Below are 21,926 nucleotides of genomic sequence, written 5' to 3'. Positions count from 1 at the left end.
ATTTAAGCCTTGGCAACCGAAACTAATATTCCAAAAAGAATCAACTTTGCATCAAGTATGCATCGAATTGATTATCCAGATTTTTTAGATGTTCAATTGAAATCTTTCCAAGAGTTTTTTCAATTAGAAACAACACCAGAAAATCGTTCAGACGAAGGTTTGTTTAAAGTTTTTTCAGAAAACTTTCCAATTACCGATACAAGAAATCAGTTTGTATTGGAATTCCTAGACTATTTTGTAGATCCTCCACGTTACACCGTTGATGAATGTGTAGAAAGAGGATTAACATATGCTGTACCTTTAAAAGCTGTCTTAAAGCTATATTGTACAGATCCAGAACATGAAGATTTTGAAACTATAGTTCAAGAAGTTTATCTTGGAACTATACCATATATGACACCTAAAGGTTCATTTGTTGTAAACGGAGCAGAAAGAGTTATTGTTTCGCAGTTACACAGATCTCCTGGTGTATTCTTTGGTCAGAGCCACCACGCTAATGGAACGAAGTTATACTCAGCAAGAGTAATTCCATTTAAAGGTTCATGGATTGAATTTGCTACAGACATTAACAGTGTAATGTATGCATACATTGACCGTAAGAAAAAGTTACCTGTTACGACACTTTTCCGTGCTATTGGTTACCAAAGTGATAAAGAAATTTTGGAAATCTTTGATTTAGCAGATGAAGTAAAAGTTACTAAAACAGGATTAAAGAAAATAATAGGAAGAAAGTTAGCTGCTCGTGTATTAAAAACTTGGGTAGAAGACTTCGTTGATGAGGATACAGGAGAGGTTGTTTCTATTGAAAGAAATGAAGTAATTATAGATCGTGAAACTGTTCTTGAAAAAGAACACATGGATGAAATCTTAGAAGCAGGTGTAAAGTCAATTATCTTACACAAAGAAGATGTAAATTCTGCCGATTTCTCAATCATCTATAATACCTTACAAAAAGATACTTCTAACTCAGAAAAAGAAGCTGTAGAATATATCTATAGATTGTTACGTAATGCTGAACCGCCAGATGAAGAAACAGCAAGAGGGGTAATCGAAAAGTTATTCTTTTCAGAGCAGCGATATGATTTAGGAGAAGTAGGTCGTTATAGAATTAATAAAAAATTAAACTTAAACGAATCGCTTGATCAAAGAGTTTTAACAAAAGATGATATCATCTCTATCGTTAAGTATTTAATAGAGTTAGTAAACTCTAAGACTGATGTCGATGATATTGATCACTTAAGTAATAGACGTGTAAGAACAGTTGGAGAACAATTACATAATCAATTTGGTGTTGGTCTAGCACGTATGGCTAGAACAATTAGAGAAAGAATGAACGTTAGAGATAACGAAGTCTTTACTCCTATCGATTTGATTAATGCTAAAACATTATCAGCAGTAATTAACTCGTTCTTTGGAACTAACCAGCTATCTCAATTTATGGATCAAACAAATCCATTAGCAGAGGTAACACACAAAAGAAGATTATCAGCTCTTGGACCAGGTGGTTTATCTAGAGAAAGAGCTGGATTCGAGGTAAGGGATGTTCACTATACACACTACGGTAGATTGTGTACTATTGAAACACCTGAGGGACCAAATATTGGTCTGATCTCTTCACTTGCAGTTTATGCAAAAGTTAACAAACTAGGGTTTATCGAAACGCCATACCGTAAAGTAGAAAGTGGTAAAGTCGTTATTACAGAAGATCCTGTTTATTTAACTGCAGAAGAAGAGGATAACATGAACATCGCACAGTCGATTGCAAAGACTGATGAAAAAGGAAATTTCTTAACTGAGCGTGTTAAAACACGTTTCGAAGGAGATTACCCGATGTCTTTACCAGAAGATATTAACTATATTGATGTTGGAGCCAATCAGATTGCTTCGATTGCAGCATCTTGTATCCCTTTCTTGGAGCATGATGATGCCAACCGTGCGTTGATGGGATCAAACATGCAGCGTCAAGCAGTACCATTGTTAAGACCAAACTCTCCAATTGTAGGAACAGGTATCGAAGAATTAATCGCAAGAGATTCTAGAGTATTATTCCACGCAGAAGGAGAAGGAGAGGTCGTATATGTGGATGCCAACGAAATTCATGTTAAGTATGACCTTACTAATGAAGAACAATTAGTTCGTTTTGAAAATGATGTTAAAGTTTATAAACTAATCAAAAACAGAAAAACGAACCAAGGTACATCAATCACTCAAAAACCAGTTGTAACCAAAGGTCAAAAATTGGTGAAAGGTGATGTACTAGTAGAAGGATATGGAACTCAAAAAGGAGAATTGGCATTAGGTCAAAACCTTAAAGTAGCATTCATGCCTTGGAAAGGATATAACTTTGAGGATGCGATTGTAATCTCAGAAAAGATAGTTAAAGAAGATATCTTTACTTCAATTCATATCGACGAGTACTCTCTAGAAGTAAGAGATACTAAAAGAGGTATTGAAGAATTAACAGCCGACATTCCAAACGTTAGTGAAGAGGCAACAAAAGACCTTGACGAAAACGGAATTATTAGAATTGGAGCAGATGTTAAGCCTGGAGATATTCTAATCGGTAAAATTACACCTAAGGGAGAAAGTGACCCGTCACCAGAAGAGAAGTTATTAAGAGCGATCTTTGGCGATAAAGCAGGAGATGTTAAAGATGCTTCATTAAAAGTATCTCCATCTACTAAAGGTGTGGTGATCGACAAGAAATTATTCGCTAGATCTGTAAAAGATAGAAAATCAAAAGCTGCAGATAAACCTCTTTTAGAGCAAATCGAAAAAGAGATGAACGCTGAAGTTAATGAATTGAAAGGTGTACTTATCGGTAAGTTAATGGAAATTGTTGGAGACAAGAAGTCGAAAGGAGTTTTCAATAACTATAAAGAAGAAGTATTGAAGAAAGGTGTTAAGTTTACAGAGAAAAACTTAAAAGACCTTGATTTCTTACACATTAACCCAAAAGGGTGGACTGGAGATGAAGAAATAGATGCTTTAATCGATAGAGTATTGCATAACTTCAACTTAAAAGCAACGGATATTTTAGGTAAGCATAAAAGAAGACAGTTTAAAATTTCTGTTGGAGATGAGTTACCAAACGGAATTATCCAATTAGCAAAAGTTTACTTAGCGAAGAAAAGAAAACTAAAAGTAGGAGATAAAATGGCAGGACGTCACGGAAATAAGGGTATTGTAGCTCGTATTGTTCGTGAAGAAGATATGCCTTTCCTAGAAGATGGAACGCCTGTAGATATCGTGTTGAACCCATTAGGGGTACCTTCTCGTATGAACTTAGGACAGATTTATGAAACTGTTTTAGGTTGGGCAGGAGAAAAGTTAGGAACGAAGTTCTCAACTCCAATTTTCGATGGTGCAAGCATGGATGAAATTCATGAATTGACAGATAAGGCAGGAGTACCTAAAAATGGTAAAACTTACTTATACGATGGTGGAACAGGAGAGAAATTTGATCAACCTGCTACAGTAGGAATTATCTATATGATTAAACTAAGTCATATGGTAGATGATAAAATGCATGCTCGTTCTATTGGACCTTACTCATTAATTACACAACAACCATTAGGTGGTAAAGCACAATTTGGTGGTCAGCGTTTTGGTGAGATGGAGGTATGGGCATTAGAAGCATTTGGAGCATCTAATATCCTACAAGAAATCTTAACGGTTAAGTCGGATGACGTTATTGGAAGAGCAAAAGCTTATGAAGCAATTGTAAAAGGTAAAAACTTACCTACTCCTGGAATTCCAGAGTCTTTCAATGTATTGTTGAACGAGTTAAGCGGTTTAGGTCTTAACATCACATTAGATTAATTTAATGAAAACCTAGGAGACATTAGTCTTCTAGGTTGATTTGAATTTTGAATAATATTAGAAAATAGTTGTTTTACAACAAAATACTATAATATATGGCTTTTAGAAAAGAATCGAAACCATCAAGTAGATTTAACAAAATAACCATCAGTCTTGCATCTCCAGAAATGATTTTAGAAAAATCGTTTGGAGAAGTATTAAAGCCTGAAACAATCAACTATAGAACATATAAACCAGAGCGTGACGGTTTATTCTGTGAAAGAATTTTCGGTCCTGTTAAGGATTATGAGTGCCACTGTGGTAAATATAAAAGAATTCGTTACAAAGGTATCGTTTGTGATAGATGTGGTGTTGAAGTAACAGAGAAAAAAGTTCGTAGAGAACGTATGGGACATATTTCATTAGTTGTTCCTGTTGCTCATATCTGGTATTTCCGTTCGTTACCAAATAAAATAGGGTACTTATTAGGATTACCAACGAAGAAATTAGATCAAATTATTTATTACGAAAGATATGTTGTAATAAATGCTGCTGGTGTTAATAACGCAGAAGGAGAGCCTTTACAATATTTAGATTTCTTAACTGAGGAAGAGTATTTAGACATTATCGATGCTTTACCAAAAGAAAACAGAATGTTGGAAGATACTGACCCAAATAAATTCATCGCTAAGATGGGGGCAGAAGCGTTACACGATTTGTTACAACGTTTAGAGTTAGATAAATTATCTTACGAATTACGTCATAAAGCAAATAACGAAACTTCTCAGCAACGTAAAAATGAAGCATTAAAACGTCTTCAAGTTATTGAAGCATTTAAAGATGCAAATACGCGTATTGAAAACCGCCCAGAATGGATGGTTGTTAAAACAGTACCTGTAATTCCACCAGATTTAAGACCATTGGTTCCATTAGATGGAGGAAGATTTGCTACATCTGATTTAAATGACTTATACAGAAGAGTTATCATCAGAAATAACCGTTTAAAGCGATTAATAGAAATTAAAGCTCCGGAAGTAATTTTACGTAACGAAAAACGTATGTTACAGGAGTCTGTTGATTCTTTATTTGATAACTCAAGAAAATCAAGTGCTGTTAAAACAGACAAAAATAGACCGTTAAAATCATTATCTGATAGTTTAAAAGGTAAACAAGGGCGTTTCCGTCAAAACTTATTAGGTAAGAGGGTTGATTATTCAGCACGTTCTGTAATTGTTGTTGGGCCAACGTTAAAACTGCATGAGTGTGGTTTACCAAAAGATATGGCTGCCGAACTTTACAAGCCTTTCATTATTCGTAAGATGATTGAAAGAGGGATTGTAAAAACAGTTAAATCAGCAAAGAAAATTGTAGATAAGAAAGATCCAGTAGTATGGGATATCTTAGAAAATGTAATTAAAGGTCACCCAGTATTATTGAACCGTGCCCCTACACTACATAGATTAGGTATTCAGGCATTCCAACCTAAGTTAATTGAAGGAAAAGCGATCCAATTACACCCATTAGTGTGTACGGCATTTAACGCCGATTTTGATGGGGATCAGATGGCTGTTCACTTACCATTAGGAAATGCTGCTGTTTTAGAAGCTCAAATGTTAATGTTGGCGTCTCATAATATCTTGAACCCAGCCAATGGAGCTCCTATTACTGTACCATCTCAGGATATGGTATTGGGATTATACTACATTACTAAAGCAAGAAAATCAACTAAAGAAGTTCCTATTAAAGGAGAAGGTAAATCATTCTACTCACCAGAAGAGGTTAAAATTGCATACAACGAAGGTGTATTAGATTTACATGCTCAAATCAAAGTAAGAACAAACGATATTGAAGAGGGTGAAAAAGTAACAAAATTGATTGAAACAACTACAGGTAGAGTTTTATTCAATGAGTTAGTACCTGATGAAGCTGGTTATATTAATGAAGTCTTAACAAAGAAAGCATTAAGAGATATTATTAGTGAAATTTTAAAAGTAACTGATGTACCAACAGCAGCAAACTTCTTGGATGAGATCAAAGATTTAGGATATTACATGGCATTTAAAGGAGGGTTGTCATTCAACCTTGGAGATGTCGTTATACCTGATGAAAAAGATGAAATGGTAGCGAAAGCTGAAGCACAAGTTGATGAAGTGAAAATGAACTATAACATGGGATTGATCACTAACAACGAGCGTTATAACCAAATCATTGATATCTGGACACATACCAACTCTAGATTGACACATATCTTGATGGAAAACTTAAAGAACGATCAGCAAGGATTCAACTCAGTTTATATGATGATGGATTCAGGAGCAAGGGGTTCTAAAGAGCAGATTCGTCAGCTGTCAGGAATGAGGGGATTGATGGCCAAGCCACAGAAGTCAGGAACAAATGGAGGTCAAGATATTATTGAGAATCCAATTCTTTCTAACTTTAAAGAGGGACTATCAATTTTGGAGTACTTTATTTCTACTCACGGTGCCCGTAAAGGTCTTGCCGATACAGCCTTAAAAACTGCCGATGCAGGTTACTTAACAAGAAGGTTAGTAGATGTGGCACAAGATGTTGTTGTAAACGATGATGATTGTGGAACATTGAGAGGATTAACAGTATCAGCATTGAAGAAAAATGAAGATATTGTTGAATCATTATATGATAGAATTCTAGGAAGAGTTGCTCTAAATGATATTGAACATCCTGAAACAGGAGAAATTATCGTCTCTGAAGGTGTTGAAATTAGAGAAGATCAAGCAAGAGCTATTGAAGCAGCTGATATAGAAGAAGTAGAAATCCGTTCTGTATTGACTTGTGAGAAGCAAAGAGGAGTTTGTGCTAAATGTTACGGTCGTAACTTAGCAACAGGTCACTTAGCTGTAAAAGGAGACTCAGTTGGTGTAATTGCTGCACAATCAATTGGTGAGCCAGGAACACAGTTAACACTTCGTACATTCCACGTTGGGGGTACAGCATCTAACATTGCAGATGAATCTAGCATTAAAGCTAAATTCACAGGTAAATTAGAAATTGATGAATTAAGAACAATTTCTAAAACAGATGAAGAAGGAAACGATGTTGAAGTTGTTATTGGGCGTGCTGCTGAGATGAGAATCTTAGATAAAGAAACAGGTCAAGTATTAGCAACAAACAACATTCCTTATGGTGCACACTTATTAGTAGGTGGTAAACGTACCGTTAAGAAAGGAGATGTAATCTGTACTTGGGATCCATATAATGCCGTAATTATTTCGGATGTTGAAGGTAAAATTGAGTTTGAAAACTTAATTGCTGGTGAAACTTACCGTGAAGAAGTTGATGAGCAAACTGGATTCTCTGAAATCGTAATTAAAGAAAACAGAAGCAAGAAAACAGTTCCAACGATCTTAGTTGTAAACAAGAAAGGAGAAACACTTAAAGCATTTAACTTACCAGTAGATGCTCACGTTATTGTAAAAGAGGGCGATGCAATTACTGGAGGTGATATCTTAGTTAAAATTCCTCGTAAATCAGGAAAAACAGGGGATATTACAGGTGGTTTACCTCGTGTAACCGAAATGTTTGAGGCACGTAATCCATCTAATCCAGCTGTTGTAGCTAAAATTGATGGTGTGGTTTCTTATGGAAAAATTAAGAGAGGTAACAGAGAAGTTATTGTTGAAGCTAAAACAGGTGAAGTAACGAAATACTTAATTCCATTATCTCGCCACATTTTAGTACAGGAGAATGATTTCGTAAGAGCTGGTCAAAACTTATCTGAAGGAGCGACAACTCCACAAGATATCCTAAGTATTAAAGGACCTACAGCTGTACAAGAGTACATTGTAAATGAAATACAAGAAGTATATCGTCTACAAGGGGTGAAAATTAACGATAAGCACTTTGAGGTAATTGTACGTCAAATGATGCGTAAAGTTGAAATCGCTGATGCTGGAGATACAATATTCTTAGAAAAAGCTTCTGTAAATAAATGGGAGTTTATGCAAGAGAATAATAAGCTTTGGGGTAAAAAAGTTGTTGAAGATGCAGGAGATTCTCAAAACCTAATGGCTGGACAAATTGTTACAGCTCGTAAGTTAAGAGATGAGAATTCAATGTTGACTCGTAATGACAAAAAGAAAGTAACTGCTAGAGATGCTGTTCCAGCTACTGCAATTCCATTATTACAAGGAATTACTAAAGCTTCATTACAGACTGATAGTTTTATTTCTGCTGCGTCATTCCAGGAAACAACTAAAGTATTGAATCAAGCTGCTGTTAACGGAAAAGTAGATTACTTACTAGGATTGAAAGAAAATGTAATTGTAGGGCATAAAATTCCTGCAGGTACAGGACTTGAAGACTTCCAAACAATTACTGTTGGTCCAAAAGAAGAGATGGAACCTACAGTATTAGAACAAGAAGTTTCTGAATAAGTAATACCATAAATATTTCAATAAAAGCCTTCCATTTGGAAGGCTTTTTTTATTTTTGTTAGAAATAACTAAAAGAAAACAACTATGAGTCAAGAACAAAACCCCAATCAAATTAATATCGAATTAAATGAAGAAATAGCTGAAGGAACCTATTCTAATTTAGCGATCATAACGCATTCTTCTTCTGAGTTTGTTTTGGATTTTATAAGAATTATGCCTGGTGTGCCTAAAGCTAAAGTAAAATCAAGAGTGGTAATGACACCTGAACATGCAAAAAAATTAATGAGAGCATTAGCTGATAACATAGCCAAATACGAAAGTGTTCAAGGTGTGATCAATGAAGATAGTGCTCAACAAGGATTCCCGTTAAATTTTGGTGCGCCAACTACAGAAGCTTAATTTCAAGTTGAAGTTTTTATTATATATAGGAGGTTTTTTCTTTTTGCAATTAATTTATTCGCAAGAAGAAAAGCCTCTTTTTTATTATATTCAAAATGATAAGATTACCCAACTAGATACATCAAGTCTTGAGTCTTTTCATGAATATAGAAAAGACAATGCCTATCTATGGTTGGGGAATAATGGTTTAGATAATTATCCATTAGTTTTTAATCAGCAAGAAGAGCGTAAATTTTTAGTAAGTCGATTTATTGGTGGGTTTGAAGTAGCAAACAAAGAATATAATGTGTATCATCCATTTACTTCGGCGACCTATGTATTAGGAGCCAGAACCGAACAATATTTTAATATATTACATACTCAGAATTTTTCCAAGAAAGGAAATTTTTCTTTAGAATACGATAAAATAAATGCTGGCGGTAGCTACGAAAGGCAAAAGGTCAATAATAATAATATTTTAGCTTCTCTTAATTATACTACTCCCCAAAACCGTTATAAACTATCTTTTTTTGCTCAACGTATTCAAAACACAACAGAGCAAAATGGAGGAATAGCTAATGATAGCTCTTTTATCATCAAATCGGATTTAAGCCTTAATCGAAAAACGATTACTGTTAATTTAGATTCCGCGTATGAACAAAGAATAGGAAATTTACTAACGCTAAATCAAGAGCTAGAGCTTATTAATAAAAAAGATTCCTTAGGGATAGGGAGTAGCCATAAACTATTGTCCCATACAGGTTTTGTTAATGCAAAAAGATTTTATACTGATGCTAACCCCGATAGTGAATTTTATCCTGCCATTTATATGGATAGTTTATTGACCAATGATTCCATTAAAACAAACCAAATTACACAAGAGTTGAGCTATCAGTTTAAAGTTCAGAAAGAGAATTGGTCTTATAATTTATTACCGTATGTAAAATACGAATATTTGGATTATCGACATGCTAATGAACATCAATACTACAACGATATGGCATTAGGAGTAAATACCAGTATCAAAACACTTCGTACTGATTTTCAAACCCAATTGAATTATTATTGGCTAGGTTATCGAGAAGGCAATTATTCTTGGAATACTAATCTTAAGTATACAATAAATCAAATGGAGTGGAATATAGAAACAGCCATTAACAAACAAGCCCCATCAATAGACTTACAACGATATAGTGGAAATCACAATTCTTGGCAACAGACATTAATACCAGTTGAAAATTATCATTTTTTAATTGGTGGGAATCATAAAAAAATCGCTTTGAATGCGAAAGTCGAATACACCGACATTAAAAATCCAATTTATTTAAATTATAAAGAAGAAGCAGTTCAAACTTTAGATTACACACAAGTTATTAAAGGAGAAATCGAAAAAGAGTTTCAATTAAAAAACTGGAAACTTACCCCAAGATTGGTCTATCAACACACAGGGGGGGCTATTGTCTATCGATTACCAAAGTATTTTACAAGTTTAAAAGCTGGTTATGCATTTAAAGCATTTAAGAAATCTTTAGCTGTTTTTGCTGGAGCAAAGCTAACTTACTATGGCAATGTACAGCTGATGTCTTATTCTCCTTCATTAGGAGCATTTTACTTAGCCAATAACAATACCGTTGGAAATTATCCGTTTGTAGATTTTTTTGTGAATACAAGAATTAAAAATGTAAGAATATTTTTTGCATTAACACACCTCAATTCAGGAATAACTAGTGAAAGTAATTACTTTGGAGCAATGCATTATCCATTAGAAGATAGGGCCTATAAAATTGGAATTAATTGGAACTTTTTAAAATGAAAAATAGATTCGTTTTTATTATAGTATTTATTACAATCTTGCTGATAGGATGTCAAGAAGAAACTGTGGAATATAATCAAGAATTGGTATATGAAGCATCAATGAAAGAAATGACAGATGAAGAATATCCAGATAACAATGATATTGAATCTCGTTGTGCAGATTGGGAACGATATAAACATCACCAAATTAAAGTTCAAAGGATAGATACAACCAATTTTACCCTTACCTTTTATCCATCGAATAAGCATAGCGATACCATTACAATTGAAAATATTAATTTATTAGAGTGGATACCAACAATTCCAGATTACTTAGTAGATGATTATTTAAAACGTATAGGAATCATTAATGCAGAATGGAATAGACAACAAGTTCAATTTGTCGGAGATGAATTTGATATTTCTAAGCATACAACAGAGGGGAAGAAAACTGTCCGAGTAGATTTAGCAAGAAACTGTTTGAATAGTTATTTATGGGAACTGATCACCTATGCTCAAGAGGGGGAACAACAAAAACCACTGTATCATGGTTGGTTTGAATTTCCAAGAGCATTTTATGAAGAATTGTTTGATGAAGTGAATAAAGGAAAGTTGACGTTTGATGAATACAAGGATTATCTAATCAATTATCAAGATCTAGTAAGTAAGGAAGTCAATTTTAAAGCTTTAAGAACAATAAATTCTAGTAAAGAGGTTGCTTTTGTAAATTTAAATCATGAATTCTACCCGTTGACAGGAGCTAGAAAATCGAAATTTAAAAATATTGTTTATCCAAAAGCCCCGAAAGCAATTAATGATTTTTTAAATGATACCACTTCTTTTTCTACATTTCTTTATCCAGGATATTATTCAACAGCCGATCCTCGGTCAACAACATTAAGTAAATTAAGATTTCCCAAAAAGGTTGTGGTAAGAGCGGTTACTTCAAATAATAAAACTCAGGATCAATGTTTAGAATTTGAGATCAGTTTTTCAAGAGGAACAGATACCACTCAAATAACCAGAGTAGTTATAGGAGGAGTTCAAAAAGCAGCAATTCCCCAATTAGCAACGCAAGATTATAACAAAGGATTTAAAATGCCTATGGGAATAGGAAATCATGGCTTCTATGAAAAAGCTGAGTATGCTCAAAAACATTCAACCAAAAACAACCCTTATTATGCAGTTATAGTTAATAAGGAAGGAAAATGGCTAGATAGTCACTTTTTTGGTGTAGATGGACCACTGTTACACTTCGATGAAAGTGATCCAGAACTACTTCATTTCTGGTTGCTATCATTCGAACGCCATGCAATGGTAACACATTTAACATTTAAAATAAATTAATGATGAAAGAATTTTTAATAGAAAAAATAGAAGAGGTCTCTTTTTCTGTAGTTGAACCAGATGACGCATTATGGGAATCAGGAATATTAGATTCAATAACAATTGTAGAGTTGGCAGTCGAAATTGAAGAAGAATATGATATAGAAGTTCCTTTCTTCGAAATTATTGAAGATAATTTTCAAACTGTTAATTTAATTATACAGTACATTAATAGAAAATTGGAAGCTAAAAATGGCTAAATTTTTTAAAGTACACTTCTTATCATTGATTATAAGCCTAGGAGTGTTGTTGGTTGCCTATTTTTTACTGCCATCAAGTGCCGTGAAATTAGTGATAAATGAAGAAAATAAAACAGCTGAACAAATAACGGTTAGTGGAGTGTTTCCCAACTTAAATGGAGATGAGCAGAATATAATCGATTATTTGGCAAGTATTCAAAATACCAATCAACTGACGCTGTTTGGTTCTTCAGAGTTTAATTATACTCCCTATGCTACTTATAAATTTTTTCCAAATAAAATGGGAAGACAAGTCTTGGGAATTGGTCATGCACATCACCAACATTTAAGCATTCTAATTGAATTATTAGCAGCAACAGAATATCTAGACAATTCTAAAGTTTGTATATTTCTTAGTCCAGGTTGGTTTCAAGGAGGAGGAACCAATTCAAGTGCTTTCGTAGAGTTTGCTAAGCCAGAACTTTTAAGTAAAATTATAGCCAACAATGAAATAGATGAAGCTTATAAGCATTATATAGGTCAGTATATCGCTCAAAATAAACAAAATTTTGACCCTGTACCCAAAGAGTATAGTTACTTATCAGAATTATACCTTTCACGCCCAAAGTCATGGTGGAATAACTTGAAATATAATGTTGATTTGAAGCTAAAAAAAATAGTAGGCTACACCTATTACATTAACAAGGTTAATTATACTATAAAGCCCAAAAACGAACTCGTTAGTCAATGGGAGGGAAGCTTAAGTGATACTGCACTTAAAGTTCAAGAAACATTCTTAAAAGCGATCACCAACAATAAACTAATTGTAGAAGATGAGTATTATACAAAGTATTTAATTGATGAAAATGGAAAAGAACGATCTTCTACTGTTGAAAGTATAGCTATAAATGCCAATGAAGAATATAGAGACTTTAAAATGGTTGTTAAGTATTTGAGCGAGAAAAATATTAATGCGAGTTTTATTATACAACCGCTTAATCCTCATTATTTTGTTGGTCTAGAACGTTTAAATCCAATTATGGACTCGATAACTAGCCAATTAAAAGAAAATAAGATACCATATTACAACATGTTTGTGGATTCAAAAGAAAATTATGAACCAGGAGTATTGAGAGATGTTATGCATCTCGGCGATTATGGCTGGATGAAAGTTAATCAATATATAGATAGTTTATATTATGGAAGTTAAAGCGATTGTGAAGAATGTATTAATCTATCTTTTTCTAATTATAGGGTGGTTATACTTATATCATCTAGATATTGATGTTTTATTACACCCTAATAAAAAGGTAGAGGCCGCTTCTAAAGTAGATTTTGTTTACCAACAATTTTAAAACAATGGAACTGCACAATACACTCCCATTTACTTCAGCAATCTTTTTTGCTTTCGTTTTTATTGCATATGTTATCATGCTAATTGCTAAACAGTTTTTTAGCAAAGTCATTGCATACCAATGGGTATTAGCTTTGATCGCAACTGCATATTTAGCGCTTTTATATCCTAAGCCTTTCCATTTTTTAGGATTAATCATCTATTTATATGTTGCGGTAAACTTACTCCGGAAATACTACAAAAAGTCAAATGTCTTATTTCCCATGTTGATTTTGGCTGTTCCCATCTTTTTGATGAAAACAGTAAACGTAATAGATTGGTCTGAGGAACCTGTACTTACCTTAAAAAACATATTTCAAATTGCAGGCTTATCTTATGTTGTATTTAAAGTTATCGGTTTATATATAGACGATAAAGAAACTGATGTAAAAATTTCATTTTTAAGCTTTTTCAATTTTGCAGCTTTTGTTCCAACGTTATTAATAGGTCCTATAGATAATTTTAGAAGATTTCAGAAAGACGTGGATAAAGGTTATGATTCAATCACATGGACCAACTTCAATCTAGCTTGGGAAAAACTAATAGTAGGGCTACTGTATAAATTTATCATAGCCGAAGCGATCAGACGTTTAGTGTTGGTTTATTTGGTAAACGATGGCACGCTAGTGTATCATTTGGAGTATATGTACACCTACTTATTGTACCTCTTTTTTGACTTTGCAGGGTATTCACTTTTAGCCATTAGTTTTGGGCACTTATTAGGAATTACAGTTCCAATTAACTTTGATCAGCCATTTTTAGCATTAAACCCCAAAGAATTTTGGAAGAAGTGGCATAAAAGTTTAGGGGATTGGCTAAATAATTATTTCTTCAGACCGATATTTAAATATTTGACGAAAAAGAAAATATACAAACCTATTACAAGACAAAATATTGCGTTAATGAGTACATTTACATTGATGGGGTTTTGGAATGGTTTTCAGTTGCATTACATTGCTAGTGGGATGCTGTTTGGTGTTTATTCAGTGTTACATAATTATTATATATATCGCTGTAAGAAATCCAAAAAAGATGTAGTTTTTGGAGGAATGTCTCCAGTTATCATCAAGGTTATATCAATTTTTCTAATGGTAAATTCAGTAGCTTTTGCAATTTATATTTTTAGTGGTAAATTATTTTAAGAGATGAGATTTTGTTTTAATAAAAAAGAATTTGTAGAGAAGGAAATCGAAGCCGATAAGTTGGCAGTAATTGGAGAAGATTTTTCATTAACTTGGAGAGCGTTTAATGCCAGGGTTGATGAATTAATAACTGTTCTTGAACAAAATGAATGCCATCAATTGGGAACCCCAGTTATTATATATGGACATAAGAGTGCTAATATGTTAGTCGCTATATATGCCCTTATGAAATTGAAAATCACTTATATTCCAGTAGATGTAATTTATCCTCTAGAAAGAATTGAGAAAATAAAGACGACAGTAGATAGTCAATTAATTATTAACACAACAGAAGAGACGTTAGCTATCGATGGAATAAATCAGATTAGCCTCTTAAAAACAAATATAAAGACAAGTAAACTGGTTAATGAAACCTTGATTAAAGAGGAACAATCAGACCCTGTTGTCTATATTATTTTTACTTCTGGTAGTACAGGAGAACCTAAGGGAGTTCAAATATCATCAGAAGCAGTTCAGTCATTTGTCCGTTGGATGGGTGGGACAGATTTTAACTTTTCAACCAAAGATACATTCATCAATACAGCGTTATTAAGTTTTGATTTATCAGTATTTGAAGTCATGACTTTTGCTCATCTAGGAGCAACAATAATGTTGAACAGTAGTGCGCAAGGAGCCAATCCATCCGTCTTAATGGAAAGAATAGAGCAATACAATGGTAGTATTTGGGTTTCTACTCCATCTTTTGCTTTGACCTATGCAAGAATTAAAGATACTAAAAGGTTTCAATCAATAACTACTTTCCTTTTTTGTGGAGAGGTATTACCTAATGCATTGGTTAAGAAGTTGTTTTCAAATTATAGTTTTGCCCGTGTTATCAATACGTATGGTCCAACAGAAGCTACAGTTGCAACAACAGTAGTAGAAATAACGCCAGAAATATTAGAAGAACAAGATCCATTGCCAGTAGGAAAAGTAAAAGAGGAAACAGAAATCTTAATAGAAGATAAGGAAATTATTATTGTAGGACCCAATGTTTCAATAGGATATGTCAATAATAAAGCACTCAATGACCAAAAGTTTAGAATGATTAATCATCAAAGAGCTTTTAAAACAGGAGATCAAGGATATTTAGAAAATGGTTATTTATACTTTTATGGTAGAAATGATGATTTGGTTAAATTACACGGTTATAGAATAGAATTAAATGAAATAACTGGGGCTTTTAATAATCTGGATTATGTAGTCTATGCAGAAACCCTTCCTTTAAAGCGTAAGGGGATAACTAAAAAAATAGCCAGTTTTATCCAGCTAGAAGAAGAAGGAAGTTATTCAGTGGAACAGCTAAAAGCGGAATTGTCCAAAACACTACCGCATTATATGATTCCTGGAGATGTTATTTTAGTGGATAAGATTCCCTTAAATCAAAATGGAAAAGTCGATAAAAAAGAGCTCTTGAGTTTATATTTAAATAAAGGTTAAATATTTTTGTAGTAAATAGTTATTTGAGCAAATTGTTCTTTATAGTTAATAGAATCAATTTTAATTCGGTTGATAGTTAGTCCAGTTTTTGTTGAAAGGTCAGCTAATAATTGGTCTCTCTTTTCAAGTTTTACTAGCTCTAAATCGTCATAAACAACTGATTGCTTAGCTTCAGGCTTTGGGGGCTTAGGTACAGGAACAAGGGATTTATTATTGAACCATACACGTTCCATTAAATATGTTATAACAACAATTACAAGGTTGGTAAATAAAATCTCAGTATAACTTACTTTTTTGTTTGATAAGGCATTGATAATAGACAATCCTATGACGATAAAAAGATACGTCATCTCTTTTACAGGCATGGCATCAGTTCGATAACGTATTATACCAAAAATAGCAAAGAGACCAAGAGCCATTCCTGTACCTAGTTCAAACTTTTTTAATGTAAAACTGATAAAGAAGATCACGACGCCTAAAATCATATAAGAAAAAGCATATTCTTTTTTCTTAGCAATAGGATAGTATAGCCCCCTAACAGTTATAAAGATAAAGAGCAATGCAATGCAAAATCTAAAAATTAATTTTTCAAAATCATTGTCGTATAATTCAATTCCCAAAAAACTAGAAAGCAATGTCATCATTCCCATACCTATTATTTTTATTCTATAAAATTTAGATAACGCGAAAAGCAGAAAAATAATTTGTTTTCAATCAAAAAAATCAACGTTAAATAAGCGAATTGTAAAAGTAATGCTACAAAATAGTCAAAAAACACTGAAAATAGTAGGTTATTAACGAATTACTTTTAATTTAGCAATGCAAATATGAAGAAAAAGACAATAGAAATAGCGTATCAATCCTTACAATTTGAGGAGTTATCTCAAGAAAATCAAATGCTAATTCAAAAAGCAGATGAGATTAGAGATAAGGCGTATGCTGTTTATTCAGATTTTTATGTTGGAGCAGCTTTGTTGCTCGATACAGGAGATGTTGTTTTAGGTAACAATCAGGAGAATATAGCATTCCCATCTTCATTATGTGCTGAACGAGTTGCTATTTTTTATTGCAAAGCCAACTATCCCAATTCAAAAATCCGTAAGCTAGCGATTACAGCTAAGTCCATTAAAGAAGCATACAACGAAGTCGTAACACCATGTGGCTCTTGCCGACAAGTAATTAGCGAATACGAACGAAATCAAAATTCCCCAATCGAAATTATCCTAAAAGGTCAAAATGAGATTTTAATTTTCAAATCAATCAACGATTTATTGCCTTTGTCTTTCGAAACCTTGGTTATCAATCCCAAAAAATAGGGCGTTCCCTTTCAGGTCGGGCTATCCGCACTCACTTTTTTTAGATGCCTATCTTGAGGTATACTAACCTTTCAAGTCTTTAGTCCTGAATCTTAAAATCTTGAATCTATATCAAAAAGAGTTCAAACAATTACTTCTATCCCTAACGCGGGTTAAAGTAGAATAGAGAATATAGAGAAAAGAGACTTTAAAATATTATATCATTGTATCAATTAATAGTTAAATTAGTTAGCTTAACTAAACCAGATTTATAAAATTACTCTATGCAGTTATTACAGTGTTTATTAATCATATATAATACAAAGAAAAAAAAGGTAAAAAAACTTTAGGTTGTAACTTTCTTTTAGACAGTGTTTTAGTGGTTTTTGTGAGGGTAAAAATAAAAAAAGTTTGTTTTATTGCTTGCTGAAAAGAAAATGTTGTGTATCTTTGCACCCGCTCTACAAAACAACGGTTTTATTAACAGGGCGAGATTAAAAAATAAAATTTAAAATTTTTCTTGCAGGTTTAAATATTTCATTTATCTTTGCACTCGCTTTTAAAAACAACGGTTTTGACAAAGCGAAAGAAAATTTAAAAATAGAAGTTCTTTGACTTATTGAAGTATAGTTTTTAGAAAACATTTTAGAAACTAAAATAAAAATTAAGACTAGCAAACAGCAATACTTATATATTAAGTATAAGCAAATTGAAAAATTCTTTGAGATTAAACAGATTAAACTTTATAATTACAATGGAGAGTTTGATCCTGGCTCAGGATGAACGCTAGCGGCAGGCTTAACACATGCAAGTCGAACGGTAACATTCCCGCTTGCGGGAGATGACGAGTGGCGCACGGGTGCGTAACGCGTATGCAACCTACCTTTAACAGAGGGATAGCCCAGAGAAATTTGGATTAATACCTCATAATATTTTCATAACACATGTTATGATTCTTAAAGATTTATCGGTTAAAGATGGGCATGCGTGACATTAGCTAGATGGTGAGGTAACGGCTCACCATGGCGACGATGTCTAGGGGTTCTGAGAGGAAGATCCCCCACACTGGTACTGAGACACGGACCAGACTCCTACGGGAGGCAGCAGTGAGGAATATTGGTCAATGGACGCAAGTCTGAACCAGCCATGCCGCGTGAAGGATGACTGCCCTATGGGTTGTAAACTTCTTTTATATAGGAAGAAACCTCTCTACGTGTAGAGAGCTGACGGTACTATACGAATAAGGACCGGCTAACTCCGTGCCAGCAGCCGCGGTAATACGGAGGGTCCAAGCGTTATCCGGATTTATTGGGTTTAAAGGGTCCGTAGGCGGGGTTTTAAGTCAGTGGTGAAAGCCTACAGCTCAACTGTAGAACTGCCATTGAAACTGGAACTCTTGAATGTGATTGAGGTAGGCGGAATATGTCATGTAGCGGTGAAATGCTTAGATATGACATAGAACACCGATAGCGAAGGCAGCTTACCAAGTCATTATTGACGCTGATGGACGAAAGCGTGGGGAGCGAACAGGATTAGATACCCTGGTAGTCCACGCCGTAAACGATGATCACTAGCTATTGGCGATACACTGTCAGTGGCACAGCGAAAGTGTTAAGTGATCCACCTGGGGAGTACGATCGCAAGGTTGAAACTCAAAGGAATTGACGGGGGCCCGCACAAGCGGTGGAGCATGTGGTTTAATTCGATGATACGCGAGGAACCTTACCAGGGCTTAAATGTATGTTGACATATTGGGAAACCAGTATTTCTTCGGACAATATACAAGGTGCTGCATGGCTGTCGTCAGCTCGTGCCGTGAGGTGTCAGGTTAAGTCCTATAACGAGCGCAACCCTTATCTTTAGTTGCCAGCGATTCGGTCGGGGACTCTAGAGAAACTGCCTGCGTAAGCAGAGAGGAAGGTGGGGACGATGTCAAGTCATCACGGCCCTTACGCCCTGGGCCACACACGTGCTACAATGGTAGGTACAGAGGGCAGCTACCGTGCGAGCGGATGCAAATCTCAAAAACCTATCTCAGTTCGGATTGGAGTCTGCAACTCGACTCTATGAAGCTGGAATCGCTAGTAATCGCGTATCAGCCATGACGCGGTGAATACGTTCCCGGGCCTTGTACACACCGCCCGTCAAACAATGGAAGCTGGGAGTGCCTGAAGTCGGTAACCGAAAGGAGCTGCCTAGGGTAAAACTAGTAACTGGTGTTAAGTCGTAACAAGGTAGCCGTACCGGAAGGTGCGGCTGGAACACCTCCTTTTTAGAGAATCTTAGGATTTTTGGAAGTTGAGAATACTTTCTGAGTTAGTCTTAATTTTTATATACTTCAAACTTATTCCTTATAAGCTCAGTGTAACGACTATAAGAGCGTTGAGAGGTTGTATAGTGAATATATAGTCCCTTAGCTCAGTTGGTTAGAGCGCTACACTGATAATGTAGAGGTCCGCAGTTCAAATCTGCGAGGGACTACAGTTATAAGGGGGATTAGCTCAGCTGGCTAGAGCGCTTGCCTTGCACGCAAGAGGTCATCGGTTCGACTCCGATATTCTCCACAATCTGTATCATACAGAATAAGTTCTTTGACATATTGAAAATAGTAAAATAAAACAATAGAAATTAATTAGATCACAAAAATTAGATTCAAAATAAATTGTTACTTATTAAAAAGCAATTAAGGGCGCATGGCGGATGCCTTGGCTCTCAGAGGCGATGAAGGACGTGATAAGCTGCGATAAGCTACGGTTAGAGGCAAATACTCGTTATACCCGTAGATTTCCGAATGGGGCAACCCAGCTGGTTGAAGACCAGTTATCCCGATTATTCGGGAAGCAAACCCAGGGAACTGAAACATCTAAGTACCTGGAGGAAAAGAAAATAAAAATGATTCCCCTAGTAGTGGCGAGCGAACGGGGAACAGCCCAAACCAATGTTGTTTCGGCAATATTGGGGTTGTAGGACTGCAACATGAGAAGTTAAAATATAGTGGAAGCACTCAGGAAAGGTGTGCCAAAGAGGGTGATAGTCCCGTACACGAAATGTTTTAAAGATCTAGCAGTATCCTGAGTAGGGCGGGACACGTGTAATCCTGTCTGAATCTGCCGGGCCCATCCGGTAAGGCTAAATACTACTGAGAGACCGATAGCGAACAAGTACCGTGAGGGAAAGGTGAAAAGTACCGTGAATAACGGAGTGAAAAAGTACCTGAAACCGTGCGCCTACAAGCGGTCGGAGCAAATTTATTTGTGACGGCGTGCCTTTTGCATAATGAGCCTACGAGTTACTCGTATCTAGCAAGGTTAAGTAATTAAGTTACGGAGCCGAAGCGAAAGCAAGTCTTAATAGGGCGTATAGTTAGATGCGGTAGACGCGAAACCCTGTGATCTACCCATGACCAGGTTGAAGTTTTGGTAACACAAAATGGAGGACCGAACCAGTTGACGTTGAAAAGTCTTTGGATGAGTTGTGGGTAGGGGTGAAAGGCCAATCAAACTGGGAAATAGCTCGTACTCTCCGAAATGCATTTAGGTGCAGCGTCGTAGTAGAGTTTTATAGAGGTAGAGCTACTGATAGGGCTAGGGGGCTTCACCGCCTACCAACCCCTGACAAACTCCGAATGCTATAAAATATATACGGCAGTGAGGGCATGGGTGCTAAGGTCCATGTCCGAGAGGGAAAGAACCCAGACCATCAGCTAAGGTCCCCAAGTATATGCTAAGTTGACCAAACGAGGTTCGATTGCAGTGACAGCTAGGATGTTGGCTTGGAAGCAGCCATTCATTTAAAGAGTGCGTAACAGCTCACTAGTCGAGCGATCGAGCATGGATAATAATCGGGCATAAGCATATCACCGAAGCTATGGACTTACGTTTAATACGTAATGTGGTAGGAGAGCATTCTAAGTGCGTCGAAGTAGTACCGGCAAGGTATTGTGGAGCGCTTAGAAAAGAAAATGTAGGCATAAGTAACGATAAAGGGGGCGAGAAACCCCCTCACCAATAGACTAAGGTTTCCTCAGCCATGCTAATCAGCTGAGGGTTAGTCGGGTCCTAAGGCGAAGCCGAACGGCGTAGTCGATGGCCAACAGGTTAATATTCCTGTACCAACTATAACTGCGATGGAGGGACGGAGAAGTGAACTGTATGCGTGCTGACGGAATAGCACGTCTAAGACAATAGGTATAGGGTAGTAGGCAAATCCGCTACCTTGCTGAATGTCGAGTGATAACTGACTCATTAGATGACGGAAATACACTAATCATGCTCCCAAGAAAAACTTCTAAGCTTCAGGTTATAGTTGCCCGTACCGCAAACCGACACAGGTAGTCAAGATGAGAATTCTAAGGTGCTCGAGTGATTCGTGGCTAAGGAACTAGGCAAAATGGTCTCGTAACTTCGGGAGAAGAGACGCTTACTTCTGGTAAGCCGCAGTGAATAGACCCAGGCGACTGTTTATCAAAAACACATGGCTTTGCTAAATCGAAAGATGATGTATAAGGCCTGACACCTGCCCGGTGCTGGAAGGTTAAGAGGAGTGCTTATCTTCGGAGAAGGCATGAATTGAAGCCCCAGTAAACGGCGGCCGTAACTATAACGGTCCTAAGGTAGCGAAATTCCTTGTCGGGTAAGTTCCGACCTGCACGAATGGTGTAACGATCT

Annotated in this window: 12 protein-coding genes, 2 tRNA genes and 2 rRNA genes; 15 read left to right on the top strand and 1 reads right to left on the bottom strand. The window is 35.5% G+C overall.

Features of this window, described 5'->3' with window-relative positions; genetic code table 11:
* Positions 1 to 9 precede the first annotated feature (9 nt).
* From rpoB to N4A35_11920, 10 genes are all read left to right on the top strand, one after another.
* Entirely contained in the window at positions 10 to 3,822 is a 3,813-nt protein-coding gene (gene rpoB, locus N4A35_11965; protein MCT4582123.1) for a DNA-directed RNA polymerase subunit beta, read from the top strand.
* A gap of 95 nt (positions 3,823 to 3,917) precedes the next feature.
* A complete protein-coding gene (rpoC, locus tag N4A35_11960; protein ID MCT4582122.1) occupies positions 3,918 to 8,213 on the top strand; it encodes a DNA-directed RNA polymerase subunit beta' in 4,296 nt (1,431 codons plus the stop codon).
* 84 nt (positions 8,214 to 8,297) lie between these two features.
* Entirely contained in the window at positions 8,298 to 8,612 is a 315-nt protein-coding gene (locus N4A35_11955; protein ID MCT4582121.1) for a DUF3467 domain-containing protein, read from the top strand.
* A 7-nt stretch (positions 8,613 to 8,619) separates the two neighbouring features.
* Positions 8,620 to 10,404, top strand: coding sequence for a putative porin (locus tag N4A35_11950; protein MCT4582120.1), 1,785 nt, complete (start codon positions 8,620 to 8,622; stop codon positions 10,402 to 10,404).
* A complete protein-coding gene (locus N4A35_11945) occupies positions 10,401 to 11,732 on the top strand; it encodes a hypothetical protein (GenBank protein ID MCT4582119.1) in 1,332 nt (443 codons plus the stop codon). Before N4A35_11950 ends, N4A35_11945 begins: the two co-directional genes overlap by 4 nt.
* The gene (locus tag N4A35_11940) at positions 11,732 to 11,971 is read left to right on the top strand and encodes a phosphopantetheine-binding protein (GenBank protein ID MCT4582118.1); all 240 of its coding nucleotides are present in this window, start codon (positions 11,732 to 11,734) and stop codon (positions 11,969 to 11,971) included. The genes N4A35_11945 and N4A35_11940 overlap by 1 nt, the downstream gene beginning before the upstream one ends.
* Positions 11,964 to 13,160 carry a D-alanyl-lipoteichoic acid biosynthesis protein DltD gene (locus N4A35_11935; GenBank protein MCT4582117.1) on the top strand — a complete coding sequence of 399 codons (1,197 nt, stop codon included), beginning with the start codon at positions 11,964 to 11,966 and terminating at the stop codon, positions 13,158 to 13,160. Before N4A35_11940 ends, N4A35_11935 begins: the two co-directional genes overlap by 8 nt.
* Positions 13,150 to 13,305 (top strand): hypothetical protein, encoded by a 156-nt coding sequence (locus tag N4A35_11930; GenBank protein ID MCT4582116.1) that lies wholly within the window; start codon positions 13,150 to 13,152, stop codon positions 13,303 to 13,305. The genes N4A35_11935 and N4A35_11930 overlap by 11 nt, the downstream gene beginning before the upstream one ends.
* Before the next feature lie 4 nt (positions 13,306 to 13,309).
* The gene (locus N4A35_11925) at positions 13,310 to 14,485 is read left to right on the top strand and encodes a hypothetical protein (GenBank protein ID MCT4582115.1); all 1,176 of its coding nucleotides are present in this window, start codon (positions 13,310 to 13,312) and stop codon (positions 14,483 to 14,485) included.
* Positions 14,486 to 14,488: 3 nt separating this feature from the next.
* The gene (locus N4A35_11920) at positions 14,489 to 15,964 is read left to right on the top strand and encodes an AMP-binding protein (GenBank protein MCT4582114.1); all 1,476 of its coding nucleotides are present in this window, start codon (positions 14,489 to 14,491) and stop codon (positions 15,962 to 15,964) included.
* Here the strand turns inward: N4A35_11920 and N4A35_11915 are convergent.
* A complete protein-coding gene (locus N4A35_11915) occupies positions 15,961 to 16,614 on the bottom strand; it encodes a DUF4956 domain-containing protein (GenBank protein MCT4582113.1) in 654 nt (217 codons plus the stop codon). The two genes, N4A35_11920 and N4A35_11915, sit on opposite strands and share 4 nt — an antisense overlap.
* 177 nt (positions 16,615 to 16,791) lie before the next feature.
* Here N4A35_11915 and N4A35_11910 point away from each other — a divergent pair, with 177 nt between their 5' ends.
* The 5 genes from N4A35_11910 to N4A35_11890 form a co-directional block, all read left to right on the top strand.
* Positions 16,792 to 17,280 (top strand): cytidine deaminase, encoded by a 489-nt coding sequence (locus tag N4A35_11910; GenBank protein ID MCT4582112.1) that lies wholly within the window; start codon positions 16,792 to 16,794, stop codon positions 17,278 to 17,280.
* 730 nt (positions 17,281 to 18,010) lie between these two features.
* Positions 18,011 to 19,531, top strand: a 16S ribosomal RNA gene (locus tag N4A35_11905).
* 135 nt (positions 19,532 to 19,666) lie between these two features.
* Positions 19,667 to 19,740, top strand: a tRNA-Ile gene (locus N4A35_11900).
* 9 nt (positions 19,741 to 19,749) lie between these two features.
* Positions 19,750 to 19,823, top strand: a tRNA-Ala gene (locus tag N4A35_11895).
* A gap of 109 nt (positions 19,824 to 19,932) precedes the next feature.
* Positions 19,933 to 21,926: ribosomal RNA gene (locus N4A35_11890) — 23S ribosomal RNA — on the top strand; the annotation flags it as partial.

It is taken from the genome of Flavobacteriales bacterium (genome assembly GCA_025210295.1).
In the GTDB taxonomy this organism is placed as follows: domain Bacteria; phylum Bacteroidota; class Bacteroidia; order Flavobacteriales_D; family Parvicellaceae; genus S010-51.
The sequence above is the reverse complement of the archived record's forward strand: the minus strand, read 5'-3'. Positions and strand labels throughout refer to the sequence as shown.

Bases quoted from the DNA above. Each gene is read 5' to 3' on its own strand.
- N4A35_11935 (MCT4582117.1), top strand. From the start codon at position 11,964: ATGGCTAAATTTTTTAAAGTACACTTCTTATCATTGATTATAAGCCTA.
- N4A35_11925 (MCT4582115.1), top strand. From the start codon at position 13,310: ATGGAACTGCACAATACACTCCCATTTACTTCAGCAATCTTTTTTGCT.
- rpoC (MCT4582122.1), top strand. From the start codon at position 3,918: ATGGCTTTTAGAAAAGAATCGAAACCATCAAGTAGATTTAACAAAATA.
- N4A35_11940 (MCT4582118.1), top strand. From the start codon at position 11,732: ATGATGAAAGAATTTTTAATAGAAAAAATAGAAGAGGTCTCTTTTTCT.
- N4A35_11915 (MCT4582113.1), bottom strand. From the start codon at position 16,614: ATGGGAATGATGACATTGCTTTCTAGTTTTTTGGGAATTGAATTATAC.
- N4A35_11920 (MCT4582114.1), top strand. From the start codon at position 14,489: ATGAGATTTTGTTTTAATAAAAAAGAATTTGTAGAGAAGGAAATCGAA.
- N4A35_11955 (MCT4582121.1), top strand. From the start codon at position 8,298: ATGAGTCAAGAACAAAACCCCAATCAAATTAATATCGAATTAAATGAA.
- N4A35_11930 (MCT4582116.1), top strand. From the start codon at position 13,150: ATGGAAGTTAAAGCGATTGTGAAGAATGTATTAATCTATCTTTTTCTA.
- N4A35_11945 (MCT4582119.1), top strand. From the start codon at position 10,401: ATGAAAAATAGATTCGTTTTTATTATAGTATTTATTACAATCTTGCTG.
- N4A35_11910 (MCT4582112.1), top strand. From the start codon at position 16,792: ATGAAGAAAAAGACAATAGAAATAGCGTATCAATCCTTACAATTTGAG.